The organism is Seonamhaeicola sp. (assembly GCF_028281565.1).
In the GTDB taxonomy this organism is placed as follows: Bacteria; Bacteroidota; Bacteroidia; order Flavobacteriales; family Flavobacteriaceae; genus Seonamhaeicola.
This window is the reverse complement of the sequence record NZ_JANQJQ010000029.1, coordinates 89,986-108,008: the sequence shown is the minus strand read 5'-3', so window position 1 is coordinate 108,008 and position 18,023 is coordinate 89,986. Positions and strand designations below refer to the sequence as shown.

Here is an 18,023-nt window from a genome sequence, read left to right as displayed (position 1 = left end):
CGGTTTTGGGAAGATACTCAAGCGGCCAACGAGGACAGACTGTAAATCTGTTGGTTTTTACCTTCGCAGGTTCGAATCCTGCTCTTCCCACATTAACTCGAAAAGTCTGCACGGAAGTGCGGACTTTTTTATTTCAAAATATCCGGGAACTGGTTTCGGATTATATTTTCAGGATTGGGAAATAAGGATATGAAACCCTGCTCTTCCCATAAATAAAAAAGGAAGCTAAACAGCTTCCTTTTCTTTATGAAACATAATTAACAACAACCACTTCCGGGGTCACAACAAGCCTCTTGCAATTTGGGTTGCTCTCCTTTAGACTTGTTAGTTTTAGTGCCGGGTTTTTCTGCATAAACGGTAATACTGAAAATACCAACACCGCTGTTATTAAAGTTTTTCACTGCTTCTTCGGAAAGATATTTAGTAAGAATATCATCAGGAATACGAATAGGTTTTTCTTTTTGAAGCGTTATATTCCGGAAGCCCTGACCTTTAATAAATTGTAAGTACTCATCTTTTTGAATAGCTCCGGCAACACATCCGGCATACATTTCGGCATCCTGTTTTAAAGCCTCCGGTAGATCGCCCACCAAAACAATATCGGAAATACTAAAATGGCCACCGGGTTTTAGTACTCTAAAGATCTCTTCTATCACTTGTTGTTTGTTTGGAACTAAATTCAAAACACAGTTACTTACAACAACATCGGCTATAGCATCATTTACAGGCATATTATCTATATCTCCTTCTCTGAATTCCACATTGTTATACTTCAGTTTTTCGGCATTGGTACGCGCTTTTTGAATCATGGTAGGTGTAAAGTCTATACCGATCACTTTGCCTTCGGCGCCTGTTTCATGCCTGGCAACAAAGCAATCGTTACCAGCCCCGGAACCTAAGTCTATTACAGTATCTTCTTTATTTATTTGTGCAAATTCTGTAGGTAATCCGCAACCCAGGCCCAGATCGGCATCCGCTACATAACCTTCGGTTTTTGAATAATCGTCCATCATGATATTATAAACTTTATTTGATGGGGTGGTGGCGCCGCAACAGGATGAGGCATTTTCTGCTTTTCCCTGTTCGGCAATTTTGGAGTATCGTTCTTTAACGATAGCCTTTAACTCTTGTTCTTTTGTATTCATAACTTTATCTGTTTATTGCAATTTTGCGATTAAATAATTCAAATTTTTTAACAACACCCGGAAGAGACATCTAAATTTAAAAACTCAGAGATCACGGCTTTCATAGAACTCCATTGGTCTTTGTTGATGCAATAACAAACACTGGTGCCTTCAATATTTCCCTGAATGAGCCCTACATTTTTTAATTCTTTTAAATGTTGTGAAATGGTAGGTTGGGCCAATCCGATTTCGTCTACCAGATCTCCGCAAATACAAGTGTTTATTTTAAACAAGTGTTGCAGGATAGCAACTCTGGCAGGATGCCCCAGTACTTTGGCTAATTGCGCAATGTCGTTTTGCAGATTGGTGAATTTTTCAGACTTGGTAACACCCATGGACCACTATATTTATTTATTGCAATATTACGATTAATATTTAGATTGGCAAAAAAATTGACAAGAAAAAAGGCTCTGTTAAATTAATAACAGAGCCTTTTTTGATGTATTAATTGTCTTAAAGTTCATCTCTTAATACATGAATAACACCACTAATAGTATGAGGATTACCGTTATAATCTTCATAAGTACCACTAAAGTTAATGTCTATGTATTCCCCAACATCACCTAAAGCCGTGACATTATAAATAATATTATTATTGGTTTGCGAAATACCAATACATTCACCAATATTTATACCGGTGTCATCCTGTACCTGGTAATCCAAATTATCATAAGTTCCGGTATGTGGTGCATCATTTAAGTTTCCAAACAGATAAAAACAATCATTACTTCCTGCTTCTCCCTGACCGGAAATGTTTAAGTTGTTACCGGTACCATTGGAATTGTCGGTTTCACCAAAAGTTGCATTAATATTAGTAGCAATTAACACATTTTCACCGGAATCACCGTCAATATTATATTGAATGAATTCAGTAATGGTATTACAGGACATTAAGTTACCCAGATTGGTTTCCGGGGTGCTGAATGTATAGTTTATTTGTCCTGTGGTTTGCAAATTATCGGTGTCAATAGCTTCTATTGAAAAGCTGTCAGATGTTGAACAACGTAACATATTAATTTCAAAAGTACCATCTTCAACAGTATCAAAGAATTGTTGGTCACCGTAAGTTAATACCACATAACCATTGGTAATTGGGTTTTCGTTACAGTCGGCAAATGTTCCGGTTACTGTTTCATGAATAATATTCGACGTTTCATCAACAATAACCGCTAAAGTATCATCAGAACTAAATGGCCCGATAGTACCAGTGAAAATAACATTCGATCCGCAGATGGCAAAATCATAAATGTTGATCTCTAAAGTTTCACCGCTAGGCACCAATCCGCAAACTTCACCTAACTCATTGGTATAACCACTTCTGGTCCCGAAAGTAGCACTTGTAATGGTTACTTTTGTATTGGCAAAAGCTGTTTCATCCACGTTCATTACAGTAACGCAAAGGTTAGTGGCTTCGGCCGGAATATCGCAATTCCAGAAAGAAAAATGAGCCACCGTACCAATGTAGTGGTTTCCAACTAAGGTAGCTTCACCTTCTTCTATCCAATACCCTTTGTCTTCATCAAAATACCAAAGCGGAATGGTGTTTGGCGCCATGGATAATAAACTGGCATCCACAGGGATTTTAATTTCGGCTGAACTGCCTTCAGCAATGTTTAAATCTTCCCCACCGCTTCCTCTTAATTCAACGGCCAGCATGCCCAAAGTCTGAAGCATCCGTTCTTCGTTATCTTCATTTTCGGCATATAACATCCCGGGCATCTGAAGTTCAACAGTTTCGTCGGTAGGGTCCAGGTGATGAATGATCACGTCTAAACTACCGGAATAAGGAGAACCGTCTTCTTTGATATAATCTCCTTCTAAACTTACCGAAGCCCCATTGGCTATGGAAATGGTCTCCTCGGTTCCGCTGGTAGTAGAGCCTGCAACGGTTTCTTCTAAAAGCATAATAGTTACCTTGTTAACGCCGTTTGAAGGTGTTAACGAGCGTGACCCATGAATGTAACCGTCTTTTTCCGCCTTTATATAAGCGAAACGTTCGTTGACCTGAGCATCTTTAATAATAAAAACACCATGCTCGTCTGTTAGAACGTTATCGTTACCAATTGAAATTGTCGCATTTTCAATGGGATTTTGATTGCTGTCGATAACATTACCAATAAAAGTCCGGGTAATTTCACTTCCGAAATTCTCATGAAAGTCAGATGGTGTGTCGTTGTTGTTCTGTGCGTCATTAGGTAAACGGTCTTTGTTGCAAGACACCATAATACCTATGAAGCATAGCATTAAGAATAGTTTTGTTTTCATAATCATAATGATTTGTAGGTTAAAAAATATGGGTGATGACTGCCTAAGCAGTCATCTGCTTATGTAACAGTTAGCTAAAAGAAATTCCTACCCTTGAAGTGAAAAAAAAGAAAAAGCTGTCTAAAAGAGACATAAAACTGTCATTCTGAACTTGTTTCAGAATCTCATTACTCCTGTTATAGGTAATATGAGAACCTGAACCGAGTTCAGGTTGACAAAAATTATGATTTTTAGACAGCTCTTGGAATATGTTCTTTGGATTTTATAGCCCGAAAACTTTCTTTACTTTATCTACATAATCCAGTTTTTCCCACGTGAACAACTCAACATCCAGCGTCACACTGTTTCCATTGGCTTGTGAAAAAGTTTTAGAAACAACTTCATTGGTACGCCCCATATGGCCATAAGCTGCAGTTTCGCTGTACATTGGCGAACGTAATTTTAAGCGTTCCTCAATGGCGTAAGGGCGCATATCAAAGATTTGAGATACCTTTTCTGCTATACCTCCTTCAGTTAGGTTAACTTTTGAAGTTCCGTAGGTGTCAATAAAAATCCCCATAGGTTCCACAACCCCGATTGCATAACTTACCTGAACTAATATCTCATCAGCAACGCCTGCAGCTACTAAGTTTTTAGCAATATGACGTGTGGCATAAGCGGCACTTCTATCTACTTTACTTGGATCCTTTCCTGAAAAAGCACCCCCACCGTGAGCACCTTTTCCTCCGTAGGTGTCCACAATAATTTTTCTTCCGGTTAAACCGGTGTCGCCATGCGGGCCACCTATTACAAATTTACCGGTTGGATTGATGTGGTATTTAATATCATCGTTAAACAGGGCTTGAGTTGCCTTAGGCAGTTTAGCTACCACACGCGGAATTAAAATATTTTGAATGTCCTCTCTGATTTTAGCCAACATAGTATGATCATCGGCAAACGCATCGTGTTGTGTGGAAACAACAATAGCATCAATACGTTGCGGAATGTTGTCATCACTATATTCAATAGTAACCTGGCTTTTAGAATCGGGTCTCAAATAGGTGATGTCTTTATTCTCACGACGTAGATCCCCCAGTTCTTTTAAGATACGATGCGAAAGGTCTAAAGCCAAAGGCATATAATTTTCGGTTTCGTTAGTAGCGTAACCAAACATCATACCCTGATCGCCGGCACCTTGTTCTTCTTTAGTACCGCGGTCCACTCCCTGGTTAATATCCGGAGATTGCGGATGTATCGCTGAAAATACCCCACAGGAATTGCCATCAAACATATACTCGCCTTTGGTATAACCTATTTTGTTAATAGTCTCTCTGGCAATTTTTTGAACGTCTAAATACGTTGTAGACTTTACTTCACCGGCAAGTACTACCTGTCCGGTAGTTACCAAAGTTTCACAGGCTACTTTAGATTCTACATCAAAAGCTAAAAAATTATCAATAAGGGCATCACTAATTTGATCAGCTACTTTATCCGGGTGTCCTTCAGAAACACTTTCCGAAGTAAATAAATATGGCATTTTTTAAAATTTACGAGTAGGATTTGACGAAAACGTCTCAGGAAGTTAACACTGCCTTTAGCATTTTTGTTTATGCTGAACTTGTTTCAGTATCTGCTTATACAAGGTTCAACATAAAGAGGTTGCAATCAGTCAAATCTTTCCTCTATTATTGTGAGCGCAAAATTAAAAAAATTAAAGGAAAGACAAATCAATTTTTATTTTTTTAATCTAATTTTTGGTTAAAAGATTTTAATTATAAATATTTGTGGTGTTCAAGTATGAAAAACCAGTTTTTAAATATCATTTCTATTATCGTCATTGTGATTATATCGCAACGATAGGGAGTGCTATTTAAATAAATATTATACAGATGAAGCCTTCCTATAATTACGGAAGGTTTTTTTTATGATTTTTTTTAAGTATTGGGCATCATAAAAATATGAAGTTAAATTGTTGTAAATCAAAATAGTAAGGTCTTTTTTGAAGCAGTGGATTTAACCTTGATTTACATAAGAAAATGTATGAAAAAAGCTAAACGTTTATTTTCGTTGACCATAAATTAGCATTTTTTGTTAAAACTCTTAAAATCATTGAAATATCACTATAAAAACTGAATAAGATTTAAAATTATTTATAAAAAACATGAGCGAACTTAACAAATACAGTAAAACAGTTACTCAGAATCCATCACAACCTGCATCTCAGGCCATGTTATATGCTACCGGTATGACAGAGGAAGACTTAAAAAAGCCTCAAATAGCAATAGGAAGTACCGGATATGACGGGAATCCATGTAACATGCATTTGAATGATATAGCTGCAGAAATTAAGAAATATATAAATGAAACCGGTCAGGTTGGGCTAACATTCGGTACTATCGGGGTATCTGACGGCATTTCAATGGGTACACCCGGCATGAAGTATTCTTTAGCTTCCAGGGATATCATTGCTGATTCTATGGAAACTGTTGTAAACGGGATGGCCTATGACGGATTAATAGGCGTAGTTGGCTGTGATAAGAATATGCCCGGAGCAATTATAGCCATGCTTAGGCTTAACAGGCCTTCTATTATGGTTTATGGCGGAAGTGTTGCTTCAGGTAAATATAAAGGACGCAAATTAAATATTGTATCGGCGTTTGAGGCTTTGGGACAAAAAATAGCAAGCGAAATCGATGAGGCAGAGTATAAGGAAATTATCAAAAGATCTATTCCCGGAGCGGGAGCCTGTGGCGGTATGTATACAGCCAACACTATGGCTTCTTCAATAGAATGTATGGGAATGGCATTACCTTATAACTCATCTATCCCGGCTGTAAATCCAAATAAACTTACCGAAGCGGAACGTACGGCTCAGGCCATGAAAAATCTTTTGGAATTGGATTTAAAACCAAAAGATATTGTAACCAAAAAGTCTATTGAAAATGCCATTACCTTAGTAAATGCTCTTGGAGGTTCTACCAATGCGGTATTGCATTATTTGGCGATAGCTTATGCAGCCGATATAGAATTCACTTTAGAAGATTTCCAAAGAATAAGTGACAGAACACCGCTTATTGGGGACTTAAAGCCTTCAGGAAAATATTTAATGGAAGATGTTCATGGTATTGGTGGAACACCTAAGATCATGAAATATTTGTTGGACAAAGGGTTCTTACATGGGGACTGTATGACGGTAACCGGTAAAACCTTAGCTGAAAACCTTGCAGATGTGGAGGCTATGGAGTTTGAGGAGCAAGATGTATTATACAGTTTAGATAAAGCTTTAAAATCGTCCGGAAATTTACAAATATTAAAAGGTAACCTGGCTGAAGAAGGTGCAGTTGCAAAAATTTCAGGAAAGGAAGGTTTAAAATTTGAAGGGAAAGCAGTTGTTTATGACAGTGAACCTGAAGCTAATGAGGGTATCTCAAATGGGGAAGTGGAAAAAGGAAATGTCGTCGTCATTCGATATGTCGGGCCAAAAGGAGGTCCCGGAATGCCGGAAATGCTTAAGCCTACCTCTATGATTATGGGTGCTGGTTTGGGTAAATCCGTGGCATTGATCACAGACGGCCGTTTCTCAGGAGGAACACACGGGTTCGTAGTAGGACACGTAACTCCGGAAGCACAAGTAGGAGGGGCCATTGCATTGGTTGAAACCGGTGATATTATTACCATTGATGCTGTAGATAATACTATTACCTTAAATATTTCTGATGAAGAAATGGCCGGTAGAAAAGCAAAATGGCAAGCACCTCCATTAAAACACAATAAAGGCATATTATTCAAATATGCCAGATCTGTTGCATCGGCATCAGAGGGTTGTGTTACTGATAAATATTAAAAATCGTAAAATGCCTTACGCTTTTGCAAAAGGCAAAAAGTTATAAAAAATGAATACTGAAACCAAGGAAGCCAACAAAACGGCAACTACTAAAACAGAGCGTATCACTGGGTGTGAAGCCATCATAAGATGTTTAATAGCAGAAGGCGTAGATATTCTTTATGGTTATCCGGGAGGTGCAATTATGCCGGTTTATGATGAATTATTCAAATATCAAGGTAAAATTCATCATGTATTAACGCGTCATGAACAAGGTGCTGCGCATGCAGCCCAGGGTTATGCCAGAATTTCGGGAAAAGTGGGGGTGGCCATGGCTACGTCCGGCCCCGGAGCTACCAATTTAATTACAGGAATTGCTGATGCCCAAATTGATTCTACACCAATAGTGTGTATTACAGGTCAGGTCCCATCACATTTACTGGGAAGTGATGCTTTTCAGGAAACCGATATTGTTGGTATTTCCACGCCGGTAACCAAATGGAATCACCAGATCACCAAAGCGGAAGATATACCGGAAGTCATAGCTAAGGCATTTTATATAGCCAAAAGCGGAAGGCCTGGACCTGTCTTGATAGACATTACCAAAGATGCACAATTTCAGGAGTTTGATTTTGCTTATGAAAAATGTACGGGTGTAAGGAGCTATAAACCGGTTCCTAAAACTGATATTACGGCTCTTAAGGCTGCTGCAGAATTAATTAATAATGCCAAAAAACCAATGATTGTTTGGGGGCAAGGGATTATTTTAGGAGAAGCTGAAGAGGAGCTTAAAGCAGTCATTGAAAAGACCGGAGTGCCGGCTGCCTGGACTATTTTAGGAGCGTCTGCTATACCAACATCACATCCCTTAAATGTGGGTATGGTTGGTATGCATGGAAATTATGCGCCTAATAAACTAACCAACGAATGTGATGTACTTATTGCCATCGGTATGCGTTTTGACGACCGTGTTACTGGTGATTTGCGAACCTATGCCAAGCAAGCTAAGGTGATTCACTTTGATATAGATCCGGCTGAAATTGATAAGAATGTAAAGACCGATGTAGCAGTTCTTGGCGACGCCAAAGAGAGTTTAGCGTTATTGTTAAATGAAGTAAATGCTAATTCTCATGAAGATTGGCTTCAGGAGTTTAAAAAGCTTTATGAAGTTGAGTATGAAAAAGTAATTAAAGCAGACTTGCTCCCTGAAAAGGAAGGTTTAACCATGGGAGAAGTTCTTAAAGAGATCAATACCCAAACTGAAGGGAATGCTGCGATTGTGTCCGATGTGGGGCAACATCAAATGATTGCCTGCAGATATGCCGAATTCAACAAAACCAAAAGTAATATTACGTCGGGTGGATTAGGTACTATGGGCTTTGCATTACCGGCTGCTATAGGCGCCAAGATGGCTGCCCCGGAACGTGAAGTGGTGGCTATTATTGGAGACGGTGGTTACCAAATGAATATTCAGGAATTGGGCACTATTTTTCAGCAGGAAGTACCTGTAAAAATTGTAGTTTTGAACAATGAATTTTTGGGCATGGTACGTCAGTGGCAACAGCTGTTCTTTGATAAGCGTTATGCGTCTACGGAAATGACCAATCCGGACTTTGTGACCATTGCAAAAGGATATCATATTGACGCCAGGCGTGTCACAAAGCGCGAAGAATTAGCCGATGCTGTTAAGGAAATGATTGCTTCAAAATCATCATACTTTTTAGAGGTTTGTGTGGAAAAAGAAGACAATGTATTCCCAATGATCCCGGCTGGAGCTTCGGTATCAGACATAAGATTAAGTTAACTAGAACATAGACGATAGAATAAAGAACAAAGATAAAATGAGCGAAGAAATAAAAACATTCACCATATCTGTTTATACCGAGAATACTATCGGGTTGTTAAACCGTATATCAGCTATTTTTCAGCGAAGACATATCAATATAGAAAGCTTAACCACATCGCAATCTGAGATTGAAAATGTGAACCGATTTGTCATTGTAGTCAATATGACTGAAACACAGGCCAAAAAAATAGTTGGACAGATAGAGAAGCAAGTAGAAGTAATAAGGGCTTACTACCATACAGATCATGAAACTATTTTTACAGAATCCTGTATGTTCAAAATTAAGTCTGACTTACTATTTGAGGAACCTCAAATCCAAAATATCATTAAAGAAAGTGACACCAGGATCGTAACCGTGAACAAAGAGTTTTTCGTTTTGGAAAAGTCAGGCAGGCGTCATGAAATTGAAGCGTTGCGCAGAGATCTAAACGCGTATGGGATCATGCAATTTGTGCGTTCCGGTAGAATAGCGGTTACCAAAGACGAAATGAAAATAACAGAGTTATTAAGCGAATTTAAAAATCAATAATAAATTAAATTAAACAAGCATCCCGATAGCGGATGAAAAACAAGTATTAAAACAAGAATATTAAAAAATGGAAAATTATTTTAACACACTTACGCTAGCAGGTAAATTAGACCAATTGTCTAAATGTAGATTTATGGATGCATCAGAGTTTGCAGATGGTGTAAATGCATTAAAAGGCAAGAAAATAGTAATAGTAGGTTGTGGGGCCCAAGGATTAAATCAGGGCTTGAACATGAGAGATTCCGGATTAGATATCTCTTATACATTACGTGAAGCAGCAATCAAAGAAAAACGCGCTTCTTATGTAAATGCCACAGAGAATGGGTTTAATGTTGGAACTTATGAAGCGTTAATTCCAACCGCAGATTTAGTATTAAATCTTACTCCGGATAAACAACACACCAATGTGGTTAATGCCGTAATGCCTTTAATGAAAAAAGGAGCCACTTTATCTTATTCTCATGGTTTTAATATTGTTGAAGAAGGTATGAAAATCCGTGAGGATTTAACAGTTATCATGTGTGCACCTAAATCACCGGGTTCTGAGGTACGTGAAGAATACAAAAGGGGATTTGGAGTGCCAACGCTTATTGCAGTTCATCCGGAGAATGACCCGGAAGGAAAAGGTTTAGCACAGGCTAAGGCTTATGCGGTGGCAACCGGAGGAGACAGAGCAGGTGTTTTAGAATCATCTTTCGTTGCTGAGGTTAAAAGTGACTTAATGGGAGAGCAAACCATTCTATGTGGGTTGTTACAAACAGGGTCCATTTTATGTTTCGATAAAATGATTGAAAAAGGTATTGACCCGGGATATGCTTCTAAATTAATTCAATACGGTTGGGAAACTGTAACCGAAGGTTTAAAATACGGTGGTGTTACCAACATGATGGACAGACTTTCTAATCCGGCCAAAATTAAAGCATTTGAATTATCTGAAGAATTAAAGGATATCATGCGTCCGTTATTCCAAAAGCATATGGATGACATTATGGAAGGTGTTTTCTCCAGTACTATGATGGCAGATTGGGCTAATGGCGATGCGAACTTACTGGGGTGGAGAGCAGCTACTGCTGAAACCGCTTTTGAAAAAACACCGGCTGGTGATGTTGAGATTTCAGAACAAGAGTACTATGACAATGGTGTGTTAATGGTAGCATTTGTTCGAGCAGGTGTTGAATTGGCTTTTGAAGCTATGATAGAATCAGGTATTATAGATGAGTCTGCTTACTACGAGTCTTTACATGAAACACCGCTTATTGCCAATACTATTGCAAGAAAGAAATTATATGAAATGAACCGTGTGATCTCTGATACCGCTGAGTATGGATGTTATTTATTCGATCATGCATGTAAGCCTTTATTAGAAGATTTCATGAAAGGAATTGATGTAGATGTTATTGGAAAGCCTTATGCTAAAGATAACGGAGATGGTGTAGACAATGCCAGATTAATTGAAATTAATGCTGTATTAAGAGCACATCCGGTTGAAAAAATTGGAACCTTCTTAAGAGAGTCTATGACTGCTATGAAGCCTATAGTTTAAGAATTAAAAACTCTAAATATAAACCTCATAAGTCTTTGGCTTATGAGGTTTTTTTGTTTTTAATATTTTTGGTGAGAGTACAATTACGTAACTTGCACATCAGTAAATTTAAAGCTTACAAAAGTTATGACAATGCATAAGGAAAACATAATTTATTTTCCTGATATTAAGGATGTCAAGTTAGCAGCAGAAACTATTAAAAAGGTATCGGCAGTTACACCTTTAAGCTATGGTTTAAGGTATTCCAATAAGTTTGATGCGAATATATTTTTTAAGAGAGAAGACCTGCAGCAGGTTCGTTCTTATAAAATAAGAGGGGCCTATAATAAAATAAGTTCATTATCAGATAGTGAATCAAAAATTGGTGTAGTTTGTGCCAGTGCCGGAAATCATGCACAGGGAGTAGCCTTATCATGTAAATTGTTGGAGATAAAAGGGACTATTTATATGCCAACGCCAACGCCAAAGCAAAAGGTGGAACAGGTGAAAATGTTTGGTGGTGAATTCATTGATATTAAGTTGGAAGGTGATACGTATGATGATGCTTATCATGCAGCCGTTTTAGAAAGTGAGCAATCCGGGAAAACATGTATTCATCCTTTTGACGATAAAAAAGTGATAGAAGGTCAGGCCACTATTGGTTTAGAAATCATGGAACAAGCAGAAGCACCCATTGATTATATTTTCATTCCGGTTGGCGGTGGCGGATTAGCAGCAGGGTTATTGTCGGTTTTTAAAACATTGTCTCCAGGCACTAAAATTATTGGAGTAGAGCCCGAAGGCGCACCCTCTATGTCTGTTTCCATCAGAAATAATGAGAATACCGAGCTGAAAGAAATCGAAAAATTTGTTGATGGTGCTGCTGTAAAACGTGTTGGCGATTTAACCTTCCCTATTTGCAATGCTTATTTAGACGATATGATCACCGTTCCTGAGGGTAAGATTTGCGAAACCATTCTGGAACTCTATAACAAAGATGCCATTGTGGTGGAGCCTGCAGGTGCCTTGAGTACCGCAGCACTGGATTTTTATGCGGATAAAATTAAAGGTAAAAATGTGGTTTGTTTGGTAAGTGGCAGTAATAATGATATTACCAGAACTTCTGAAATTCAGGAACGCGCTTTACTATACGCTAACTTAAAGCACTATTTTATTGTGAAGTTTCCTCAAAGAGCAGGAGCTTTAAAAGAATTTGTAGTGGATATTTTAGGGGAAGATGATGATATCACTTATTTTGAATACGCCAAAAAAACTAATAGGGAAAACGGTACAGCAGTAGTGGGCATTCAGTTAAAATCCTCTAAGGATTTGGAACCGCTGATCGCAAAAATGAAAGAGCATAATTTTTATGGTGATTATCTAAATGACAAACCTGATCTGTTTCAATTTTTAGTTTAGACAAATCGTTTATTTTCATTAATGTGCTATTTTTTTGTGATTTTTTTCACTGAAAAATACTGTACTCAAGTATTGGTTTATATTTTTATATTTGAATATCTAAATAGGATTTGGAGTTAATACATTATTTAAACAATTAAAAACACTAAAATGAGCAAACTAAAAATGATAGTGGTTTCCATGATTTTCTTAGGATTATTGGCAAGCTGCGGAGGTGAAAAGAAAAAAGAAAAGGAAAAAGAAGGATTTTCATATGAAACGAAATCTGATGCTAAAGAAGAAGTAAAAGAAGATTCCAATGAGGCTAATATTGTGCTGGTTGGGGATGATTTAATGAAGTTTGATAAAACCGAAATTAAAGCCAAGGAGGGTCAAAAAGTAAAATTAACATTACGTCATAAAGGGAAGATGGATATCAATGTTATGGGACATAATGTAGTTATTCTTAAACAAGGTGTAGATGTTGCTACTTTTGCTGGTAAAGCGGCCACTGCAAGGGATACAGAGTACATTCCTGCCGGTTCTGAAGGCGATATTATTGCGCATACCAAGTTAATTGGTGGCGGACAAACCACGTCTATTGAGTTTGAGGCCCCGGCAGCAGGAACTTACGACTTTATTTGTAGTTTCCCGGGACATTATGCTATCATGAAAGGAAAGTTTATTGTGGAGTAAACACCTGTTTAAATTATATAAAGAAAAGAGGCTCATTTGAGCCTCTTTTTTTATGTTCTTTTTCAAAATATTAAGTTTAAAATCTTGTGGCGGGATATATTAAACATTTTTATTTCAATCATAGCTTAACTTTAGCCATTATTTAATAACGTTGAATATGAAAAAGCTAAATAAGTTAATTTATCCTTTATTGTTGATTACACTAGTGGTCTCTTGTAAAAAAGACTCAAAAAAGGAACGGGTTTTTTCAGAATGGGAAAAAACCATAATCAAAAACACAGATAACACTGTAAAGGTTTATGGCCGTTATGCTGCCATTAAACTTCCAATAAAAACAGGGGTTACGTTATGGAATCCCACAGCTATTATTGCAGGTCCGGAAAATGTAATTTATGCTGCAAATTATACCGGAGAGATATATTCACTTTATGATACGGATGGCGATGGTCTTGAGGATCACGCAAAACTCTATTGCGATGTAAAGAACGACAGTCTCCGCTACCCAACAAGTATAGCCTTTAAGGATAACAAAATGTATGTGGCAACAACCCAGGAAATAAGGGTGTATGAAGACACAAATGAAGACCAGGTTGCGGACAACAGTTATACTTTTTTTGACGATTTTCCCTGGACTTTACATTATTGGGACTGGACCTTTGGTCTTGATTTCGATTCAAAAGGTAATTTGTTTGCAATTCTCTGCACAGATCAATTGAATAACATAGCTGCGCCTGACCCAAATAAATTAAGAGGCTCCATTTTAAAAATTGCTCCAGATGGTAAGTCTTATGAAAGATTTGCCACCGGACTACGGTTTGCATATGGGTTGACATTGAATGATGAGGACGAGGTATTCTTTTCAGATAACCGTGGTAATGAAAATAAGTATGAAGAACTCAATCATGCCGTTCAGGGAAATTTCTATGGCAATAATCCCAAAAAATATCCTGATCAACCCAAAGTTACAGAACCTTTGGTAAAACTAAAATATGGTTTTTCACCAGTAGGGATCGTCTTTAATCCAAAAGACAATGATTTTGATGGGACTGCCGGTGATTTGTTCGTTTCTTATTGGGGGCCTGATGGCCAGTGGAAGGAAGGTTCCGTGTCACGGATTCGTATGACTAAAAAAGAAAATGGAGAATATGAAGCTAAGGAATACCCGATAGCAGATAAAATTGAAAAGCTTTCCGATTTGGATTTCGATGCTAATGGCGACCTATACTTATCTCAATTTGGAACTGAAGGACGTATGCATGTGCCCTATAAAGAGCCTATGGGGGCTATTTATAAAATGGTGGTTGCCGATTGGATAGAACCAGACGACCCCAAAGAAATTTCTGCGGTTATAACCGGTAATGTTACCAAAGGAAAAAGTCTCTTCAAGCAAAGAGCTTGTGCTACATGCCATTCCATAAATGGAAGTGAAGAGATGCTGGGACCGGATTTATTGGGGATAGGAAATCTTTTGACCAAAGATCAAATCATCGAATCTATAGTGGATCCCGATAAAAACATTAAAACTGGTTTTGATCAGATGCGAATCGACACAAAAGACGGTACATCTTATTTTGGAAGAATGTATACCAGTAATACTGAAGAAGTTGTTCTGGTAATAGCTGGAAACGAAAAAGTCTCTATCAAAACCTCAGATATAGAATCAAGAAAATTTATTGATAAATCCCTTATGCCACCAGGGTTATTGGGAGGCTTAAACGATGAGGAAATCCGTGATTTGGTTGGGTATATGCAAAGTTTAAAACTGGATGCTGAATAGCACAAAATAATATGAGACGTCTATTCTACATACTTTTTATAACCGTTGTTATATGCCATATTAGTTGCACCAGTAGGATCGACATTGTTGAATCTGAGCTTTCCACTTCGGTGAAGCATGATGGTAAGTTGTTATGGACCTTAAATCATGACCCATTAAAAGGAAAACCATTTTTTCATCCACTCGCTAACACAGATGGAACCACATTTACAGATTTACCAAAGACAGATCACCCTTGGCACCGCGGACTCTGGTTTTCATGGAAAATTATAAATGGCGTTAACTATTGGGAAGAAAAAGGATATACCGGGGTTCCTGTTGGAGGTTATACCAGGCTACTTTCAAATGAACGACAGGTTTTTAATGATAAATCCATTGAGTTTGTTCAGCATTTAGAATATGCGCCTTCCATTGATTCGGATGCCCTTTTGAAAGAAACCCGAACCATTGTGGTATCGGTGCCCGATAGCGCAGGAAACTATACCATAGATTGGTATGGTGAATTCACCGCCTTAGGTCTTGATCTTTTATTGGATCGGACCCCAATTGCAGGTGAGCCTAATGCCAAACCCTATGGCGGTTATGCCGGATTATCTGTTCGTATGAATAAAAACATGTTAAAAGGGGCATTTTTAAGCGGTAATGGTGTTGAATTGGAAATTGCAGATGCTTTAGAAAAAGGAAACAAGGATGCATTGCACGGACAATCGGCTTCATGGATGACATATCAAAATGAGGATGGCGGAAGCCTTTTGTTCATGGATCACCCATCAAATCTAAATTATCCTTCAAAATGGTATATAAGCCCTGATATGCCCTATTTCAGCCCGGCAGTAATCTATGAGAACTCTAAAGAACTAAAATCCGGAGAATCTTTGAAGCTAAGTTATAGGATTTTGGTTTCACCAAATGGTCTAAATCGTGATTTGGCCAATGAAGCATGGCAGAAGTGGACTTCTAAATAAAAGTGATCAGATATATTTACTAATTAAACAATAAACATTATGGCTATTAAAATAGGATGTTTTGCACTAATCAATCCGTTTCAAACATTAGAACAGCAAGCAGATCAAATACAAGCATGGGGTATAGAATATGCCGATGTAACAGATAATGCCGACGGGGCTTGTTTAGGGTCTCATTTCGGATTTAATGCCGTGGCAAGTTTAGACGCCAACGCCTTTGATATTAGGCGTTTGTTTGAATCACGAGGTATTACATTAACCAGCGTATGTGCGCATGCTACATTATTAGATCCTGCGGCACCATGGCGTTATGGAACATCCCAGATCGTAAAAGCCATCAGAATGGCAGCGTCAATTGGAATCAAGCATGTAATCACTACTGAAGGAGATGCACATACATCTTTTGGAGAAAATTTAACTGATGATGAAGCGATTTTCACCATACGTGAAAAGCTCTATGAGCCATTAAAAATGGCCCAGGATTACGGGGTCCAAATTCTACTGGAACCACACGGAAAATACACAGATTCCGTGCAACATATGGAGCGCATTATTGATGCCTGTAACTCCGACGCTTTGGGAGTCAATCTGGATACGGGAAACCTTTGGTTAGGAGGAGGAGACCCTATTGACATGATCAATAAATTAGGAGATAGAATAGAGCATGTACATTGGAAAGACCTACCGGCAGAATATATAGAACAAAGGGGGAAGGCGTTCGGTTGTGGGATGTCTCTAATTCCTTTAGGGTCCGGGGTTATTGGGATTGAGGACGTTTACAAATCATTAGTTGAAAGTGGGTTTGACGGTTATACTACACTGGAAGTAGCGGGTGAAGAAGCCGTAAAAGCCAGTTACGACTATCTTAAAAAACTTGAGCTCAACAATTAAATAGCGGGGTTTTTGATTAGTATTAATTAAAGAGAATTGTTCTCTTTTTTGTAAATTGAAAGGTCTTACTAAATGAATTAATTACTAATTAGGATCTTTTTGATTTAATGAAAAAAAAGAAGGACAGATATGAAGATTTCTATATGATGTATCAACCGGATCGGTGTGAGCCCCTGGATAATGCAGCTAATTCAGGACAATTGAAAATGCAGGCACTTCGGAGGGCAGATTATCCCGGGATTGACCTTCCCGATCATGTTTTGCCGGGCGTTTATAGCATTGGATATTGGGATGCAAAGATAAATCAGAACTGGGGGTTGGATTGGCATAGAAATGAGGGCATAGAGTTTACATTTTTAGAATCGGGAAACTTAACATTCTGTAGAGGAAGTAATGAACAATATGAACTGACTTCAGGTGACTTTACAATAACCAGGCCGTGGCAACCTCATAAATTAGGGGATCCTAATGTGGCCATAAGTAGATTGTACTGGATAATTATTGATGTTGGTGTCAGGCAGCCACATCAGGATTGGCAATGGCCCGATTGGATCATTCTTGCCAAAGAGGATCTGGATTTTTTAACCAAGGTGCTTAGGCAAAATGAAATGCCGGTTTGGAAAACCAATAAAAAAATTAGAAGTTATTTTACTGAATTGGGAAGGTGCCTGGATAGGTGCGATGTCACTATACCGCATTCCAAATTGAACATTTTAGTGAACGAATTACTTCTGGAACTGGTTGATTTGTTCAAAAAAGATAAAATAGCTTTGGATGAATCGCTTATTATTAATAAAAGAACCGTAGAGATATTTCTAAAGCACCTTGAAACGGACTATGCACGTTATTGGTCGCTTGACGATATGGCGGATTACTGCGGATTGGGAATGACCAGTCTCTCAAAGTATTGTAAAGAATTGACAAATATGACCCCTGTGAATTACCTGATCAATTTAAGGTTGGAAGCTGCTGCGAGAATGTTAAAAGCAAGGGAACCTAAGAGTATATCCGATATTTGTTACGATTGTGGATTTTCCAGTACTCAGTATTTTGCTACGGTTTTTAAAAAAAGGTTCAAGTGTTCACCAAGGCGTTATAAATTGGGGTTCACGGAAGAAGTAAGTTACTAAGGTAATCACTTGATTTTT

Annotated in this window: 14 protein-coding genes and 1 tRNA gene; 11 read left to right on the top strand and 4 right to left on the bottom strand. The window is 38.1% G+C overall.

All coding sequences use genetic code 11. From position 1 onward, the window contains the following. Positions 1 to 7 precede the first annotated feature (7 nt). Positions 8 to 90, top strand: a tRNA-Tyr gene (locus tag Q0983_RS13340). A gap of 167 nt (positions 91 to 257) precedes the next feature. Here Q0983_RS13340 and Q0983_RS13335 read toward each other — a convergent pair. The 4 genes from Q0983_RS13335 to metK all read right to left on the bottom strand — a co-directional run bounded on the left by Q0983_RS13335 (position 258) and on the right by metK (position 4,965). Continuing rightward, complete coding sequence (locus tag Q0983_RS13335) at positions 258 to 1,145, bottom strand: arsenite methyltransferase (RefSeq protein WP_299554104.1); 888 nt, start codon at positions 1,143 to 1,145, stop codon at positions 258 to 260. Positions 1,146 to 1,192: 47 nt separating this feature from the next. Next, the gene (locus Q0983_RS13330; protein WP_299554101.1) at positions 1,193 to 1,519 is read right to left on the bottom strand and encodes a metalloregulator ArsR/SmtB family transcription factor; all 327 of its coding nucleotides are present in this window, start codon (positions 1,517 to 1,519) and stop codon (positions 1,193 to 1,195) included. Positions 1,520 to 1,637: 118 nt separating this feature from the next. Then, a complete protein-coding gene (locus Q0983_RS13325; protein ID WP_299554098.1) occupies positions 1,638 to 3,449 on the bottom strand; it encodes a hypothetical protein in 1,812 nt (603 codons plus the stop codon). Between the two features lie 262 nt (positions 3,450 to 3,711). Then, complete coding sequence (gene metK / locus Q0983_RS13320; RefSeq protein ID WP_299554095.1) at positions 3,712 to 4,965, bottom strand: methionine adenosyltransferase; 1,254 nt, start codon at positions 4,963 to 4,965, stop codon at positions 3,712 to 3,714. A 624-nt stretch (positions 4,966 to 5,589) separates the two neighbouring features. On the opposite strand from metK, the gene ilvD reads away from it, so the two are divergent. The 10 genes from ilvD to Q0983_RS13270 all read left to right on the top strand — a co-directional run bounded on the left by ilvD (position 5,590) and on the right by Q0983_RS13270 (position 18,005). Then, entirely contained in the window at positions 5,590 to 7,272 is a 1,683-nt protein-coding gene (gene ilvD, locus Q0983_RS13315; protein ID WP_299554093.1) for a dihydroxy-acid dehydratase, read from the top strand. A gap of 49 nt (positions 7,273 to 7,321) precedes the next feature. After that, positions 7,322 to 9,055, top strand: a complete 1,734-nt coding sequence (ilvB, locus tag Q0983_RS13310; RefSeq protein ID WP_299554090.1) for a biosynthetic-type acetolactate synthase large subunit — start codon at positions 7,322 to 7,324, stop codon at positions 9,053 to 9,055. A 37-nt stretch (positions 9,056 to 9,092) separates the two neighbouring features. Beyond that, positions 9,093 to 9,626 (top strand): acetolactate synthase small subunit, encoded by a 534-nt coding sequence (gene ilvN / locus Q0983_RS13305; RefSeq protein ID WP_299554087.1) that lies wholly within the window; start codon positions 9,093 to 9,095, stop codon positions 9,624 to 9,626. Positions 9,627 to 9,693: 67 nt separating this feature from the next. Next, the gene (gene ilvC, locus Q0983_RS13300; RefSeq protein ID WP_299554084.1) at positions 9,694 to 11,169 is read left to right on the top strand and encodes a ketol-acid reductoisomerase; all 1,476 of its coding nucleotides are present in this window, start codon (positions 9,694 to 9,696) and stop codon (positions 11,167 to 11,169) included. Positions 11,170 to 11,301: 132 nt separating this feature from the next. After that, positions 11,302 to 12,567 carry a threonine ammonia-lyase IlvA gene (gene ilvA / locus Q0983_RS13295; RefSeq protein WP_299554081.1) on the top strand — a complete coding sequence of 422 codons (1,266 nt, stop codon included), beginning with the start codon at positions 11,302 to 11,304 and terminating at the stop codon, positions 12,565 to 12,567. A 150-nt stretch (positions 12,568 to 12,717) separates the two neighbouring features. Beyond that, the gene (locus Q0983_RS13290) at positions 12,718 to 13,242 is read left to right on the top strand and encodes an azurin (protein ID WP_299554079.1); all 525 of its coding nucleotides are present in this window, start codon (positions 12,718 to 12,720) and stop codon (positions 13,240 to 13,242) included. A gap of 157 nt (positions 13,243 to 13,399) precedes the next feature. Next, complete coding sequence (locus Q0983_RS13285) at positions 13,400 to 15,019, top strand: c-type cytochrome (RefSeq protein WP_299554076.1); 1,620 nt, start codon at positions 13,400 to 13,402, stop codon at positions 15,017 to 15,019. An 11-nt stretch (positions 15,020 to 15,030) separates the two neighbouring features. Beyond that, positions 15,031 to 15,984, top strand: a complete 954-nt coding sequence (locus Q0983_RS13280; RefSeq protein WP_299554073.1) for a PmoA family protein — start codon at positions 15,031 to 15,033, stop codon at positions 15,982 to 15,984. A 39-nt stretch (positions 15,985 to 16,023) separates the two neighbouring features. After that, positions 16,024 to 16,875 (top strand): sugar phosphate isomerase/epimerase family protein, encoded by an 852-nt coding sequence (locus tag Q0983_RS13275; RefSeq protein WP_299554070.1) that lies wholly within the window; start codon positions 16,024 to 16,026, stop codon positions 16,873 to 16,875. A gap of 107 nt (positions 16,876 to 16,982) precedes the next feature. After that, complete coding sequence (locus Q0983_RS13270) at positions 16,983 to 18,005, top strand: AraC family transcriptional regulator (RefSeq protein ID WP_299554067.1); 1,023 nt, start codon at positions 16,983 to 16,985, stop codon at positions 18,003 to 18,005. The last annotated feature ends 18 nt before the right edge of the window (positions 18,006 to 18,023 follow it).

What these genes read in the sequence shown, in the direction of transcription:
- Q0983_RS13335 (WP_299554104.1), bottom strand. Translation starts at nt 1,145, where the DNA reads ATGAATACAAAAGAACAAGAGTTAAAGGCTATCGTTAAAGAACGATAC.
- ilvN (WP_299554087.1), top strand. Translation starts at nt 9,093, where the DNA reads ATGAGCGAAGAAATAAAAACATTCACCATATCTGTTTATACCGAGAAT.
- Q0983_RS13280 (WP_299554073.1), top strand. Translation starts at nt 15,031, where the DNA reads ATGAGACGTCTATTCTACATACTTTTTATAACCGTTGTTATATGCCAT.
- Q0983_RS13275 (WP_299554070.1), top strand. Translation starts at nt 16,024, where the DNA reads ATGGCTATTAAAATAGGATGTTTTGCACTAATCAATCCGTTTCAAACA.
- Q0983_RS13325 (WP_299554098.1), bottom strand. Translation starts at nt 3,449, where the DNA reads ATGAAAACAAAACTATTCTTAATGCTATGCTTCATAGGTATTATGGTG.
- Q0983_RS13330 (WP_299554101.1), bottom strand. Translation starts at nt 1,519, where the DNA reads ATGGGTGTTACCAAGTCTGAAAAATTCACCAATCTGCAAAACGACATT.
- Q0983_RS13285 (WP_299554076.1), top strand. Translation starts at nt 13,400, where the DNA reads ATGAAAAAGCTAAATAAGTTAATTTATCCTTTATTGTTGATTACACTA.
- Q0983_RS13290 (WP_299554079.1), top strand. Translation starts at nt 12,718, where the DNA reads ATGAGCAAACTAAAAATGATAGTGGTTTCCATGATTTTCTTAGGATTA.
- ilvC (WP_299554084.1), top strand. Translation starts at nt 9,694, where the DNA reads ATGGAAAATTATTTTAACACACTTACGCTAGCAGGTAAATTAGACCAA.
- ilvB (WP_299554090.1), top strand. Translation starts at nt 7,322, where the DNA reads ATGAATACTGAAACCAAGGAAGCCAACAAAACGGCAACTACTAAAACA.
- ilvD (WP_299554093.1), top strand. Translation starts at nt 5,590, where the DNA reads ATGAGCGAACTTAACAAATACAGTAAAACAGTTACTCAGAATCCATCA.
- ilvA (WP_299554081.1), top strand. Translation starts at nt 11,302, where the DNA reads ATGCATAAGGAAAACATAATTTATTTTCCTGATATTAAGGATGTCAAG.
- metK (WP_299554095.1), bottom strand. Translation starts at nt 4,965, where the DNA reads ATGCCATATTTATTTACTTCGGAAAGTGTTTCTGAAGGACACCCGGAT.
- Q0983_RS13270 (WP_299554067.1), top strand. Translation starts at nt 16,983, where the DNA reads ATGAAAAAAAAGAAGGACAGATATGAAGATTTCTATATGATGTATCAA.